Origin of the sequence: Nocardia sp. SYP-A9097, assembly GCF_009649815.1 — a bacterium.
Taxonomy (GTDB): Bacteria; Actinomycetota; Actinomycetes; order Mycobacteriales; family Mycobacteriaceae; genus Nocardia.
Window position 1 is genome coordinate 90,896 of the sequence record NZ_WJIC01000022.1, and the last position, 14,149, is coordinate 105,044.

Annotated in this window: 13 protein-coding genes; 2 read left to right on the forward strand and 11 right to left on the reverse strand. The window is 65.5% G+C overall.

Features of this window, described 5'->3' with window-relative positions; all coding sequences use genetic code 11:
• Positions 1-445: 445 nt before the first annotated feature.
• Both GFY24_RS31215 and GFY24_RS31220 read right to left on the reverse strand, forming a co-directional pair.
• Positions 446-1,174 (reverse strand): ABC transporter permease, encoded by a 729-nt coding sequence (locus GFY24_RS31215; protein WP_153808727.1) that lies wholly within the window; start codon positions 1,172-1,174, stop codon positions 446-448.
• 35 nt (positions 1,175-1,209) lie between these two features.
• Positions 1,210-2,160 (reverse strand): ATP-binding cassette domain-containing protein, encoded by a 951-nt coding sequence (locus GFY24_RS31220; RefSeq protein WP_153808695.1) that lies wholly within the window; start codon positions 2,158-2,160, stop codon positions 1,210-1,212.
• A gap of 107 nt (positions 2,161-2,267) precedes the next feature.
• On the opposite strand from GFY24_RS31220, the gene GFY24_RS31225 reads away from it, so the two are divergent.
• Positions 2,268-2,999 (forward strand): TetR/AcrR family transcriptional regulator, encoded by a 732-nt coding sequence (locus GFY24_RS31225; protein ID WP_153808696.1) that lies wholly within the window; start codon positions 2,268-2,270, stop codon positions 2,997-2,999.
• A gap of 96 nt (positions 3,000-3,095) precedes the next feature.
• On the forward strand, positions 3,096-3,677 hold the full coding sequence (locus GFY24_RS31230) for a Uma2 family endonuclease (protein WP_153808697.1): 582 nt from the start codon (positions 3,096-3,098) through the stop codon (positions 3,675-3,677).
• Between the two features lie 60 nt (positions 3,678-3,737).
• On the opposite strand, the gene der is transcribed toward GFY24_RS31230, so the two are convergent.
• The 9 genes from der to GFY24_RS31275 form a co-directional block, all read right to left on the reverse strand.
• Entirely contained in the window at positions 3,738-5,153 is a 1,416-nt protein-coding gene (gene der / locus GFY24_RS31235) for a ribosome biogenesis GTPase Der (RefSeq protein ID WP_309231558.1), read from the reverse strand.
• On the reverse strand, positions 5,150-5,818 hold the full coding sequence (gene cmk / locus GFY24_RS31240) for a (d)CMP kinase (protein ID WP_153808728.1): 669 nt from the start codon (positions 5,816-5,818) through the stop codon (positions 5,150-5,152). Before cmk ends, der begins: the two co-directional genes overlap by 4 nt.
• A 65-nt stretch (positions 5,819-5,883) precedes the next feature.
• On the reverse strand, positions 5,884-6,732 hold the full coding sequence (locus GFY24_RS31245; RefSeq protein WP_375336124.1) for a pseudouridine synthase: 849 nt from the start codon (positions 6,730-6,732) through the stop codon (positions 5,884-5,886).
• A gap of 849 nt (positions 6,733-7,581) precedes the next feature.
• Entirely contained in the window at positions 7,582-8,262 is a 681-nt protein-coding gene (gene scpB / locus GFY24_RS31250; RefSeq protein ID WP_375336126.1) for an SMC-Scp complex subunit ScpB, read from the reverse strand.
• Between the two features lie 173 nt (positions 8,263-8,435).
• Positions 8,436-9,344 (reverse strand): segregation/condensation protein A, encoded by a 909-nt coding sequence (locus GFY24_RS31255; RefSeq protein WP_153808698.1) that lies wholly within the window; start codon positions 9,342-9,344, stop codon positions 8,436-8,438.
• Positions 9,341-10,237: a ParA family protein gene (locus GFY24_RS31260; RefSeq protein ID WP_309231568.1), complete on the reverse strand. Its 897-nt coding sequence runs from the start codon at positions 10,235-10,237 to the stop codon at positions 9,341-9,343. The genes GFY24_RS31255 and GFY24_RS31260 overlap by 4 nt, the downstream gene beginning before the upstream one ends.
• Before the next feature lie 194 nt (positions 10,238-10,431).
• Positions 10,432-11,361, reverse strand: coding sequence for a site-specific tyrosine recombinase XerD (gene xerD / locus GFY24_RS31265; RefSeq protein ID WP_153808732.1), 930 nt, complete (start codon positions 11,359-11,361; stop codon positions 10,432-10,434).
• Positions 11,362-11,589: 228 nt separating this feature from the next.
• A complete protein-coding gene (locus GFY24_RS31270; protein ID WP_153808699.1) occupies positions 11,590-12,231 on the reverse strand; it encodes an NUDIX domain-containing protein in 642 nt (213 codons plus the stop codon).
• A 108-nt stretch (positions 12,232-12,339) separates the two neighbouring features.
• Positions 12,340-14,058, reverse strand: a complete 1,719-nt coding sequence (locus GFY24_RS31275; protein ID WP_309231559.1) for a CTP synthase — start codon at positions 14,056-14,058, stop codon at positions 12,340-12,342.
• Positions 14,059-14,149 lie beyond the last annotated feature (91 nt).

Below are 14,149 nucleotides of genomic sequence, written 5' to 3' on the forward strand. Positions count from 1 at the left end.
ACTCGACGCCGAGCCGAAATGAATTGCCCCCGGACAACATCCCCATTGATAGTCCCGACGGCCGCGTCCAAACGCGGTCCCGATTGGCATTGCGCGTGTCGCGGCATTGCGACCGATGCCCGTCACCGTCCTCCTGCCCCACGAGGTTATCAACCCAAGCATTTGCTTGTTAGGAAGTGTGCGAAACCCAACATCCACACCGGGATTCCCACGCGAGCGGGCGCCTTTACCTAAGATGCACAGTCGGCCATCATCGCCGCATCGCGGCGATGATCTTGCGGCGCAATGCAACTGAGCGTATAGGCACCCGAGGCGAGGGCTCCCCTCCCTCGACGTGCGCACAACACATAGTTGGATGCGCATATCGGCGTAGACGAATATCGGGGAGATCCGGGTGGCTCCGGATCTCCCCGATGAGTCGCTCGGTTCAGACCGCGACCACGATTCAATTCAGTCCGCGGCGGCGATACAGCGCACCCGCCCCGATGTAACCCACCAAACCTATTCCGGCACACCACAGCAGCGCCGTCACCGGATTATGGCCGACCGGAGTGCCCATCAGCAGCCCGCGCACCGTCTCGGTAATCGGGGTGATCGGCTGATGTTCGGCGAAACCGCGCAACCAACCCGGCAGCGTATGCACCGGCACGAAAGCGCTACTCACATAGGGCAGGAACATGAAACTGAAGGTGAAACCATTGGCCGCCTCCGGATTCGGAGCGAGCAGCCCCAGCGCCGCCGCCAGCCAGGACAGCGCCAGAATGAACAGCGCGAGCAAACCGAGAACACCCAGCCAGCGCAGCGGATCCGCGGTCGGGCGGAAACCCAGCGCCACCGCCACCAGAATCACCAATCCGGTGGTGATCATATTGCGCAGTACGCTCTCGGCGACATGACCGGTGAGCACCGAAGAGCGCGAAATCGCCATGGCGCGAAAGCGATCCACAATGCCATTGTGCATATCGGTGGAGACGCTCACCGCCGTGCCGCCCGCACCGAAACCCGCACAGAGCAGGATGATTCCGGGCACCACATAGTCGATGTACTTGCCGCCCACATCCAATGCGCCGCCGAACACATAGACGAACAGCAGCAGGATCATGAGTGGGATGACAATTGTCATCAGCAGGGTGTCCGGGCTACGCAGGGTATGGCGGAAACTGCGGCCCATCATGGTGGTGGAATCCTGGGCCGCGCGAACCAGAGTGGTCACAGCTGTGCGCCTTTCGAGGTATTGCCGGTCAGGGCGAAGAAGACATCGTCGAGATCCGGTGTGTGAATGGCCAATTGGCCGATGGTGAGATCGTGATCGTCGAAATGCCCCAGCAGTCTGCGGATATCGCCGACACTGCCGTCCGAGGGGATTTGCAGGATGAGCTGCTCCAGATCGGCTTCGGCGGCGGGCACCGCGCGGGCGGCAGCCGCCAGGCCCCGTTCATCGGCGAAGCCGATCCGAATATGGCCGCCGGGGACCAGCTTCTTCAACTCGTCCGCGGTGCCCTCGGCCACAATTCGGCCGTCATCCAGTACCGCGATGCGGTCGGCCAGCTGGTCGGCCTCCTCCAGATACTGGGTGGTGAGGAAGATGGTGACGCCGCCGTTCACCAAATCCCTTATGAAAGACCATAATTCGCGGCGACTGCGCGGATCGAGGCCGGTGGTGGGCTCATCCAGGAAGACAATGCTCGGATCGCCCATCAGGCTCATGGCCAGATCCAGCCGGCGCACCATGCCGCCGGAGTACGAACCGGTGCGCTTGCGGGCGGCCTCGGTCAGATCGAACTGCTTCAGCAATCGCGTTGCGCGCCTTGCGGTCTCCGCACCGCCGAGGTGCAGGAGCCGGCCGACCATGCGCAGGTTCTCCTCCCCCGTCAGCACCGGATCGACCGCCGAATACTGGCCGGTGACGCCGATGATCCCGCGCACCTCATCCGGCTGCCGGATCGGGTCGAAGCCGCCGACCCGCACCTGTCCCCCATCGAGCCTGCCGAGGGTGGCGAGAATCCGGACCATGGTGGTCTTACCCGCGCCATTCGGCCCGAGTAGCGAAAAGACCGTTCCCGCAGGCACATTCACGTCGATGCCACGCAGGACCGGATGCTCGCCGAAGGATTTTGTCAGCCCGGACACCTCGATGGCGGGCTGAAGAGTGGTTGTCATGGGGAACCCCCGAATCGGTAACTGTATATGGCCTACACTTTGTATATAGGCTACACAGTTTCATTCATAGCGCAAGATGTGAGGGAGCACGAGCACAGGAGGGTTACATGGATCGGCACGACGAAGGCGTCCTGCCCAAAGCGGTCAAGCTGCTGTGGAACCTCGACGACCCCGGCACCCGCGGCCCCAAACGCGGCCTGTCACTGGACCAGATCGTCGAGGCCGCCATCACGATCGGCGACGCCGAGGGTTTCGCCGCCATCTCCATGGGCCGCATCGCCAAGGAACTCGGCTTCACCCCCATGTCCCTCTACCGGTACGTGGACAGCAAGGACACCCTGGTCGACATCCTCCTCGACCGCGTGATCGGGCCCCCGCCCCAACTCCCCGCCGACGCGGGCTGGCGAGCCAACCTACAGGCTTGGGCCTGGGCCGAATTCCACGCCATCCGCGTCCACGACTGGTGGCTCGACATCCCCATGTCCACTCCCCCACTGGGCCCGAACAATATGGACTGGCTGGAAACCGGCATGGCCGCTCTGGCCGCCCTACCGATCCCCGAACCCCAGCGCCTACAGCTCGTGACGAACCTGTCCTTCTTCGTCATAGGCCGAGCCCGCTTCCTGCGCGACACCATCGGCCAAGCCGAAGACGACACCGACTACGCCGGCATCCTCGCCCAAGTCCTGGACCCCACCCGCTACCCCGCCATCACCAGCGCCCTCACCAACCGCGCCTTCGACGACGACGATATGCATTGGGAAGAAGGAGATTTCGGCTTCGCCCTGGACCGCCTCCTGGACGGCTACGAGCACTACATGACCAACTACACCCGCTGACCTCGAGCTACGCGACTCGCCGATCCGGCGGCGATATCCTGGGCGTATCTGTGTGCTCGCCCTTCGCCGACCGGCAACGCCGCTTACCGTAAGGAAATGACCGCCGTGCATGAGTCGCTCATGACCATCGAGGAGTTCGAGGAACTCGCGCGCGCGGCCGATCGCATAACGGAGGGTGTGCGGCTCGAGTTCATCGACGGGAAGTTGGGAGCCAAGGCGGTGCCGGACGGGGATCACAGTCGGATCATGCAATGGTTGATTCGCATATTCCTGACTGCTCGGCCCGATCTGTTCCTAACTCCCGAGCAGGGGCTGAAGATCGAGCGATACCGCAAAGGGCGCGCTCGACCGGACGGGGCGCTGGCCGACGCGGATGCCTTTGTCGGACAAGGGGAATGGGCGGCTGCCGGGGCGGTGTTGCTGGTGGTCGAGATAACCTCCGATGATCAGGACACCGAGCGGCGGGACCGGGTGGAGAAGCCACGGGCCTACGCCGACACCGGGATTCCGGTCTATCTGCTGATCGACCGCGACACGTGTGAGATCACCGTGCACAGTGAGCCGAACCAGGCGCGGTACGACCGGATCTTGACTGTCCCCTTCGGCAGCGTGGTGCAACTGCCGGAGCCGGTTGATGTCACGTTGGATACCGGGGCCTTGAAGGATTGGGTGCGGTAGCCGAACAAGGCGAGAGGCCCCCGGCATTGCGCCGGGGGCCTCTCGGTGTGCGTGTTGCGGCTACTTCTTGCGTTCGCGCTTTTCGCGGACGCGGACGTTCACCTGTACCGGCGAACCGTCGAAACCGAACTCCTCGCGGAGCTTGCGCTCGATGAAGCGGCGGTAGCCGGCCTCGAGGAAGCCCGTGGTGAACAGGACGAAGGTCGGGGGGCGGGTGGACGCCTGGGTGGCGAACATGACTCGGGGGAGGCGGCCGCCGCGCATGGGGGGCGGGGTGGCGGCCACTACCTCTTTGAGCCAGTTGTTCAGGCGGCCCGTCGAAATGCGCTTGTCCCAGGATTCCAGGGCGGTTTCCATTGCGGGAACCAGCTTCTGGACGGCGCGGCCGGTGTGAGCGGAGATATTGACCCGCTGCGCCCAGCGCACCTGCACCATTTCGCGATCGATCTCACGCTCGAGCTGTTCGCGCCGATCCTCGTCGACCAGATCCCACTTGTTGTAGGCGATCACCAGCGCGCGACCGGTCTCGGCCACCATGGAGATGACCCGCAGATCCTGTTCGGTCACCGGCTCCGAGGCGTCGATGAGCATGACCGCGACCTCGGCGGCCTCGACGGCCGACTTGGTGCGCAGCGAGGCGTAGAACTCGGTACCACTGGCATTGGCGACCTTACGGCGCAAACCCGCGGTATCGACGAAACGCCAAGGCTTACCGCCCAATTCGACCAGCGAATCGACCGGATCGACGGTGGTGCCCGCGACATCGTGCACCACCGAGCGCTCCACACCCGAAAGCTTGTTGATCAGACTGGATTTGCCGACATTCGGCTTACCGACCAGCGCCACCCGACGCGGGCCACCGATCAAACCCGTTCCCTCACGCGGAGTTTCGGGCAGCTTGGCCAGAATCTCGTCCAGCAGATCGCCGGTGCCACGGCCGTGCGCGGCCGAAACCAGCTGCGGCTCACCCAGACCCAGCGACCACAGCGCCGCCGCATCGGACTCGAGCTTCTGATTATCGACCTTGTTGGCGACCAGGATCACCGGGGTCTTGGAGCGGCGCAACACCTTTGCCACCGCTTCATCGGTAGCGGTGGCGCCGACCACGGCGTCCACGACCACCACAATGGCGTCCGCGGTCTGCATGGCGATCTCGGCCTGCCGGGCCACCGCCTGCTGCAGCCCCTTGGCGTCGGGCTCCCAGCCGCCGGTGTCCTGCACCAGGAATCGCCGTCCGGCCCAGGTGGCCTCGTACGAAATACGGTCGCGGGTGACACCCGGCACATCCTCGACCACCGCTTCGCGACGGCCCAGAATACGGTTCACCAGAGTCGATTTGCCCACGTTCGGCCGACCGACGATGGCCAGCGTCGGCATCGGCGCATGCTCGGCGTCCTGCTCGCCCTCGAGTTCGGCGATCTCCCACTCGGTTTCATCCGACCAGATGCCGTCACCGGCGAAGGTGTCCTGCGTCACTGCGCGCCTCCTGCCGAAATCTGCTGCCGCACAACGCGAAACAGCTCGTCGATAACCTCGTCCTTATTCAGCTCGCTGGTGTCGACCAGCACCGCGTCCGCGGCGGGACGCAGCGGCGACACCTTGCGGGTGGAGTCGAGGTTGTCGCGGCGCTGCACATCGGCCAGCACCGCCTGATAATCGTCGCCGCGACCCTCGGCAATGTTCTGCACATTGCGGCGCTGCGCCCGCGCCTCGGCGGACGCGGTCAGATAGACCTTCACATCGGCCGCGGGCAGCACGACGGTGCCGATATCGCGGCCCTCCACCACAATTCGGCCCGCGGTGGTGGCGATATCGCGCTGCAACGCGACCAGCTGATCGCGCACCTCGGACACCGCCGACACCGCGGAGACAGCCTTGGTCACCGCATTGCCGCGGATCTCACTCGACACATCCTCACCATCGAGCAGAATCACCTCGCGGCTCGGATCGGTGCCGATGGTCAACGGCAATTCCTTGACCGCCGCCACAATCGCGTCCGCGTCCTCGAGATCGACGCCGCTGCGCAGCACACGCAGCGTCGCCACCCGGTACATCGCACCGGTATCGAGGTAGCTCGCCCCGAGACGCGTCGCCAGCTTGCGCGACACACTCGACTTGCCGGTACCGGACGGGCCGTCCATGGCGACCACCAGCGGGGAGATACCCGTCAGCCCGCCGAGCCGATCCTTCACAGATCCCACACCATTCACAACGACACCGCCTCGTAGAGCTTCCCGATTTCGTCACGACCGAGCACACGCAGCGCACCCGGGCGCTGATCACCCAGGGCCACCGGACCCACATGGGTACGCACCAGCGCGGTCACCGGATGGCCGACTTCGGCCAGCAGCCGACGCACAATGTGCTTACGACCCTCGTGCAGCACGATCTTCACCAGCGACTTGCCCTGGCCGACCTCGAGCACCTGGAACTTGTCGGCCTTGGCCGGACCGTCCTCCAGCTCGACGCCCTCGCGCAGCAGCTTGGCCACGTGGCGCTGATTGACCTCGCCATTGACCGTGGCCAGGTAGGTCTTGGAGACCTCATACGACGGGTGCATCAGGCGGTGCGCCAGATCGCCGTCATTGGTGAGCAGCAGCAGACCCTCGGTATCGGCATCCAGGCGACCGACGTGGAACAGGCGCTGCCCGGCCGCGATTCGCTCGGCGACGATATCACCGACACACGGGCGGCCCATCTCGTCGGACATGGTGGACTGCCAGCCCTTGGGCTTGTTCAGCGCCAGGTAGACCTGCTCGTCACGGACCACGACACGCACACCGTCGACACGAACGACCGCGTTCTCCGGATCGATGCGCAGGCCCTGCTCACGCACGATACGACCGTCGACCTCGATACGACCGGCATCGATCATGTCCTCGGCCACGCGACGCGAGGCCACACCGGCCTTGGCCAGGACCTTCTGCAGGCGCTCACCCTCGCCCCACGGGAGCTTCTTCGGATTCTCCTGCACCGCATCGACATCGACATTCTGATGGCGCGCGGGCTTGGCATTGCTCAGCATCACCGGCATGGCGGGCGACGGGCGATGCACCTTGGCCTTCTTGGGCGCGGGCGAGGTGCTCGGCGCGAGCGGACGCCCGCCACCGATACGACCACGCGAGGCATTGCGATCCTGGCCGAAACCGGTGCGATCGGCACCGAATCCGGTGCGGCCCTGCGCACCTCGCGCATCACCGGTACGCGGGGCGCCGCCACGAGGGGCCGAACCGCCACGCGAATCACCGAATGATCCACCGCCACTGCGCGATCCGCCGCGAGCGCCGTCGTACGAACCGGCACCGCCACGCGAATCACCGCGCGTGCCTTGGTAACCCGAGCCGCCAGTCGATCCGCCACGCGAACCCTGGTAACCGGAGCCACCGGTCGAACCGCCACGCGAACCCTGGTAGCCCGAGCCACCGGTCGATCCACCGCGCGAACCCTGGTAACCGGAGCCACCGGTCGAACCGCCACGCGAACCCTGGTAGCCCGAGCCACCAGTCGAACCGCCACGCGAACCCTGGTAACCGGAGCCACCAGTCGAACCACCGCGCGAACCCTGGTAACCCGACCCGCCGCGCGAATCACCGCGTGAGCCTTCATAGCCGGAGCCGCCGCGCGAATCGCGCGAGCCCTGGTATCCCGCGCCACCGCGCGAGCCTTCACTCGATCCCCGGGACGAGCCGCTCCCCCACGACTGCGAGTCTCCGCGAGATCCGCCGCGCGGGGCCGAGCCACCACGCGAGCTTCCACTTCCATATGAATCGCCACCACGTGATTGCGCGGACCTGTCGGTCCGGCCTCGGGCGGCCTGCGAATCGCCCCTGGGCGATTCGGATCCACGTTTACTACGTTCCGGTGTGCCATCTCGGCGAGCGGGAGTATTCACGTTGTCCTAATTTCAATCCTCGGTGCCGAGATCGATATCCGCCTCGGCTGGTTTTTTCAGCCTGGTGTACCGGGGGTCGGTGTCCAGGCTCTCATTGATCTCGTCGATCAGGTCGACGCCCGGGAGCAGCGGCGCCAGCGCCGGCAGATCCGCCAGGGACGCCAGCCCGATCCGTTCCAGGAACAGTTCGGTCGTGACGTACTGGGTGCCGTTGGTCTCCGGGTCCGTTCCGGCCTCCGTGAGCAGCCCCCGCGCCAGCAGGGTTCTGATCACGCCGTCGATATTCACGCCGCGCACCGCACTCACACGGGCCCGGGTAACCGGTTGACGATAGGCGATAACCGCCAGGGTTTCCAAGGCAGCGCGAGTGAGCTTCGAACGTGCGCCGTCCAACAGCATACGTTCCACGTAGGGCGCGAACTCCGTCCGCGTGTAGTAACGCCACCCGTCCCCGACGAATCTGAGATCCATGCCACTGCGGCGTTCGGACAATTCGCGCGACATCAACCGCAGGGTCGTCTCCACGCGGCGCGCGGTGTCGTTCACCGCCGAGGCCAGCAATTCCACCGGTGCGGGGGCGTCGACGACCAGCAGCATCGCCTCCAGCGCACCGCGGAACTCGACCTCATCGAGGGTGTCCGAGTCCAATTCGCCGGCCTCGTCACCGAGATCGAGCCGAGTCTGTCCGGGCACTACCGGCGACTCCGTTTCGACGGGACTCGATCCCACGGCGCTCTGGCGGGCGGCCGCGATGATCGCCTCGGCGACCGTTGGCACTTTGCCCGAGTCGTGGGCAATGTCACCCAGGACACCGCTCACGGCAGCGGTGTTCTCGGCCACGTCGTCCAGGTTCGGCACTGACTCGGTCAACCCCAGTCCTCCTCTACGGTGATCGGTTCGGGTCGGTCGCCCGGCTCGCCCACATAGCTCACCGAGAGCGGGCCGAGCGGATCGGACTGGTCGAACTCGATCGTCTTGCCGCGGTACAGCTCCAGCAGGGCCAGGAAGCGGGCGACGATCTGCACCGCGACCTCACAGTCATGGCAGATCTCCGCGAAGGTGGTCCAACCGCCGATACCGCGACTCTTCAGCATTTCCAGTACCAAGGCAGCCTGTTCGGCGACCGAGATGGAGTGGTTGTGCAGGTGGTCCAGGCCCACCGTAGGAGTCGGGCGCGGGCGGAACGCGGCCGCGGCGACCTCCGCGAAGCCCGCGGCATCCACTCCCAGCGTAACGTCCGGCAACAGCGCCAGGTAGCGCTCCTCCAGGGATACCGCGCGCGGATAGCGTTGCAGCGCAGCGGCCTCGAGCTCGCCGAGCAGTTCCGCCACCTGCTTGAAGGCGCGGTACTGCAGCAGGCGGGCGAAGAGCAGGTCGCGCGCCGAGAGCAATTCGAGGTCTTCCTCGTCGGTGACCTCACCCGACGGGAGCAGGCGCGCGGCCTTGAGATCGAGCAGAGTCGCGGCGACTACCAGAAATTCGGTGGTCTGATCCAGGATCTTGTCCGCGCGCAGGCCCTGCTCCTCGGACATGCTGGCGGTCAAAGCCTTGGTGTAGACGATGAATTCGTCGGTCACCTTGTGGAGCGCGACCTCGGTGACATCGAGCCGCCGGGAGCTGATGAGCTGCAACAGCAGATCGAACGGCCCCTGAAAGTTGCTCAGCTGCAGATGAAATCCGACCTTTTTGTCTGAATTATCGGATTCAGCAGGCTGTTCCGCCGAGACAATATCCGCGACCACACCGGAGGACGCGGGTTCGAGCGCATCGTTCAACGGCCCGACCGGAGGATGACTTCCCGCGCCATGGCCCGATACGCTTCCGCGCCACCGGATTTCGGCGCCCAAGTAGTGATCGGCTCACCCGCGACCGAAGCGTCCGGAAAGCGCACGGTACGCGAGATCACCGTGTCGTAGACGAGGTCACCGAAGACCTCGACCACACGCGTCATAACCTGCCGGGAATGCAGGAGCCGGGCATCGAACATGGTGACCACGATGCCGTACAGGCTCAACTCCGGATTCAACCGGTCCCGCACCTTCTCCACGGTGTCATTGAGCAGCGCCAGCCCACGTAGCGAAAAGTATTCGCACTCCATCGGAATGATCACGCCATCCGCGCAGGCCAGCGCGTTCACGGTGAGCAGACCCAGCGACGGCTGGCAGTCGATGAGGATGTAGTCGTAGCGGCTGCGCAGTGGCGCCAGCGCCCGGCCGAGAGTGTGCTCGCGGCCGACCTCGTTGACGAGCTGGATCTCCGCCGCCGACAGATCGATATTGCTGGGCAGCAGATCCATCTGCTCGACCTTGGTATTGATCAGCACCTGATCCACCGTGACCTTGCCCGGCCCGACCAGCAGATTGTGCACGGTCATATCCAGATCGTGGTGTGCCACACCCAATCCGGCCGAGAGCGCGCCCTGCGGATCCAGATCCACCAGCAGCACCTTGCGGCCGTATTCGGCCAGTGCCGCACCGAGATTGATGGTCGAGGTGGTCTTGCCGACGCCGCCCTTCTGATTACACATGGCGACAATCAGCGCGTCCCCGGTGTGATCGGGGGCCGGGGGCTCCGCGATCTCACGCAGTGGGCGTCCGGTCGGCCCGACAACTTTGCTGTCGGTGGCCACATCCGGCGCCTCCCACAGGGTTTGCGCGGCGGTTTCGATCCGCTGGCCCGCACCACCGGCTTTCGTCACGTCCGCTGCTCCTTCGACGTTCCTGCCCTTGTCCCGCCCGACCCGGTGAGCCGGTTGGACGGCGCGCCCGGCCGCGTGTGCGGTCCTGTCCCTAACAGACGCTACCGCCTGCCGGTCTGAGACCCACGCTCGGACACGCACCCTGAACCTGCACTTCAGCCCGGCTAGCGGGCACGTGGATGGGCGGTTGCCCACACCTCGTGCAGCGTGCCGACGGTCACCAGAGTGTAAATCTGCGTGGTCGTTACCGAGGCATGACCGAGTAACTCCTGTACCACCCGCACATCCGCGCCACCGTCAAGCAGGTGCGTGGCGAACGAATGTCGCAGCGTATGGGGTGAAACGTGCGCCGCGATCCCGGCGCGTCCGGCGGCGGAATGCAGGACCTGCCAAGCGGTCTGGCGGGACAGGCGACCGCCGCGATGATTCAGGAACAGCGCGGGATTGCCCTTGCCGAGCATGGAGAGTGCCGGGCGGCCACGCACCAAATAATTGTCCACCGCGGCCAGCGCGGGACGCCCGATGGGCACCATGCGCTGCTTTCCGCCCTTGCCGCGCAACAGCACAGCGCGTTCGGCGGCGTCGATATCGTCGACATCCAGACCGACCATCTCCGAGATACGCGCGCCCGTGGAGTACAGCAATTCCAGCAGCGCGCGATCGCGCAGACCGCGCGGGGCATCGGCGATATCGCCGCCCGCCGCATCCAGTAGCCGCGAAATCTGGTCGTACGGGAGCGCTTTGGGTAGTCGCCGCGCGGGTGTGGGCGGTTTCACCGGATGCGCCACATCCGCATCGGTCACCCCCTCCGCCGCCGAGAACCTGTGCAACCCCCGCACCGCGACCAGCGCCCGCGAGGCCGAACTGGCCGCCAGCGCCGGATGATCCCCCTCCCCCGCCCGCAGCGAAATCATGAAATCGGCGATATCCTGCTCGGAAACCCTGGCGAGCGTATCGATTCCACGCCCCTCCAAAAATCCCCGATACCGCACCAGATCCCGCCGATACGCCGACAACGTATTGCGCGCCGCCCCCCGCTCGACCGTCAAATGGTCGAGGTAGACGTCGATCTGGCGGCTCAGCACACCGCACATCATGGCAGCAGCCACCGACAGGCAACCGCATCACGACAAATCCGGCGCGGCCCTGGGAGCTCCCTGACATCCTGCGCGGCCCTTCGTAATCCGCGGGCCCTTCGTCATCCCGGCGCGTTTTTGGCCGGGATCCACTGGCCGCTGTGGATCCCGGCCAAAAGCATGCCGGGATGACGAGAGGAGGCATGCCGGGATGACGAGGTGGGGCAGCCGAGTTGTGGCTATCGACTAACCCTGTGCCGCTTTGCGTTCCAGGAAAGCGGTCGGCATGCCGGGCCACGGGGCATCGGCCGGGCGGAGTTCGGTGCCGGAGGCGCGGGCGGTCATCAGGGCTGTCACACCTGCGACGGCTGTCGCATTGGTGATCTCGCCGGCGAGGGCGGCGCGGACGGCTTCCGCGAGGGGGACGCGGAGGAGTTGGATGTCCGCTTCTTCCAATTCGGGTTCGGGGCGGTCGGTTTCGTAGAGGTCGGAGGCCAGGTAGATGCGCAGGGCCTCGTCGGTGAAGCCGGGTGAGAGGGCTATGTCCACCAGGACCGACCATTCGCGGGCGGCCAGGCCGGTCTCCTCGGCGAGTTCGCGCTTGGCCGCCTCGAGGGGGTCCTCCCCCAGTTTGTCCAGTAGCCCGGCGGGGAGTTCGAGTAGTCGCCGCCCGATCGGATGGCGGTACTGGTTGATCAGCACGACATTGTCGTTCTCGTCCACTGCCGCAACGGCAACCGCGGCGTGATGCTCGACCACCTCGCGTTCGGCGACCCGCCCGCCGGGCATGGCGACCTGATCCAAACGCAGCGCCAGGATCGCTCCCGAGTACACGGTGGTGCTGGAGACGGTATCGAATTCGTGTGTTCCGGGCGCGGATTCAGCCATTGGGCAACCTTATCTGCCGAGCGGGTGCGAAAACGCCGATGGCCCGGCGGAGCTGGTTCCCGAGGGCGGGAACGGGCTCGGCCGGGCCGTCGTACAGCGTGACAAACGTCAGCTGGTCACTTTCTCGCTTCCGCTGTCCTCCGGCATCTCCACCGGAAGCTGCTCGGCGAGCTTGTATTCCAGCGCCGCCGCGATGAGCGCCGCGAACAGCGGATGCGGGCGCGTCGGCCGGGACTTGAGCTCCGGATGCGCCTGCGTGGCAACGAAGAACGGGTGCTTGTCCTTGGGCAGCTCCACGAACTCCACCAGATTGCCGTCCGGCGAGGTGCCACTGAACTTCAGGCCACTCTTGGCAATCTTGTCGCGGTAGGTGTTGTTCACCTCGTAGCGATGCCGGTGCCGCTCGGACACCTCGGTCTCGCCATACGCCTGCGCCACAACCGAACCCGGCTCCAGGATCGCGGGGTACGCGCCCAGTCGCATGGTGCCGCCCAGATCGGCCTCACCGGCGACAGCCTGCTGCTGATCGGCCATGGTCGAGATGACCGGGTACTTCACATCGGGCTCGAATTCGGTCGAGTTGGCATCGGTGAGACCCACCGAACGCGCCGCCTCGATCACCATGCACTGCATGCCCAAACATAGGCCCAGCAGCGGAATACCATGGGTGCGCGCGTAATTGATCGCACCCACCTTGCCCTCGATACCGCGGATACCGAACCCGCCGGGCACCAGCACCGCGTCCACATCGTGCAGATGCTGCTGCGCACCGGCCGCGGTCTCGCACTCGTCCGACTGCACCCAGCGGATGTTCACCTTGGCCCGCGAGGCGAAACCGCCCGCGCGCAGCGCCTCGGTGACCGAGAGGTAGGCATCGGGCAGATCCACGTACTTGCCGACCAGCGCCACGGTGACATGCTCGCGCGGGTTGTGCACCCGATCGAGCAGTCCGCCCCAGACGGTCCAATCCACATCGCGGAAGGGCAGTCCCAGGCGGCGCACCACGTACGCGTCCAGGCCCTCGCGGTGCAGCACCTTGGGGATGTCGTAGATCGACGGCGCGTCGGGGGTGGAGATGCAGGCATCGACATCCACGTCGCACATGAGCGCGATCTTGTTCTTGAGCGGCTCCGGCACATCGCGATCGCAGCGCAGGATCAGCGCATCGGGCTGGATACCGATATTGCGCAGCGCCGCCACCGAATGCTGAGTCGGCTTGGTCTTGAGCTCACCCGACGGGCCCAGGTAGGGCACCAGCGTGACATGCAGGAAGAAGCAGTTCTCGCGACCCACTTCGTGGCGGATCTGGCGAGCCGCCTCGAGGAACGGCTGCGATTCGATATCGCCGACGGTGCCGCCGATTTCGGTGATGACCACATCGGGCACCTGACCATGCAGGTCGGGACCCGACATGGCGGTGATCCGAGCCTTGATGGCATCGGTGATATGCGGGATGACCTGCACCGTATCGCCGAGGTACTCGCCGCGACGTTCCTTGGCGATGACCGACGAATAGATCTGGCCGGTAGTGACATTCGCGATCCCCGAGAGATCGCGATCGAGGAAGCGTTCGTAGTGACCCACGTCGAGGTCCGTCTCCGCGCCGTCCTCGGTCACGAACACCTCACCGTGCTGGAAAGGGTTCATGGTGCCGGGATCGACGTTCAGGTACGGATCCAACTTCTGCATCGTCACGCGCAATCCGCGTGAAGTGAGCAGCTGACCGAGGCTGGAGGCGGTCAGACCCTTACCGAGTGAAGAGGCAACGCCACCGCTGACGAATATATGTTTCGTGGCCGCGCGCGCCGGAATCCGTGATTGACCCACGGGACTTCACGGTAACACGGATTCGGTATGCCGATCGAATGCCACGCGCGCCGTTCCCGCTCGATCGCACCCGCTTGCCAGGTGATAGCGC

Coding starts and splice junctions, on each gene's coding strand:
- GFY24_RS31270 (WP_153808699.1), bottom strand. CDS start 12,231: ATGGCTGAATCCGCGCCCGGAACACACGAATTCGATACCGTCTCCAGC.
- GFY24_RS31215 (WP_153808727.1), bottom strand. CDS start 1,174: ATGATGGGCCGCAGTTTCCGCCATACCCTGCGTAGCCCGGACACCCTG.
- GFY24_RS31220 (WP_153808695.1), bottom strand. CDS start 2,160: ATGACAACCACTCTTCAGCCCGCCATCGAGGTGTCCGGGCTGACAAAA.
- cmk (WP_153808728.1), bottom strand. CDS start 5,818: ATGGACGGCCCGTCCGGTACCGGCAAGTCGAGTGTGTCGCGCAAGCTG.
- GFY24_RS31225 (WP_153808696.1), top strand. CDS start 2,268: ATGGATCGGCACGACGAAGGCGTCCTGCCCAAAGCGGTCAAGCTGCTG.
- GFY24_RS31230 (WP_153808697.1), top strand. CDS start 3,096: ATGACCGCCGTGCATGAGTCGCTCATGACCATCGAGGAGTTCGAGGAA.
- xerD (WP_153808732.1), bottom strand. CDS start 11,361: ATGTGCGGTGTGCTGAGCCGCCAGATCGACGTCTACCTCGACCATTTG.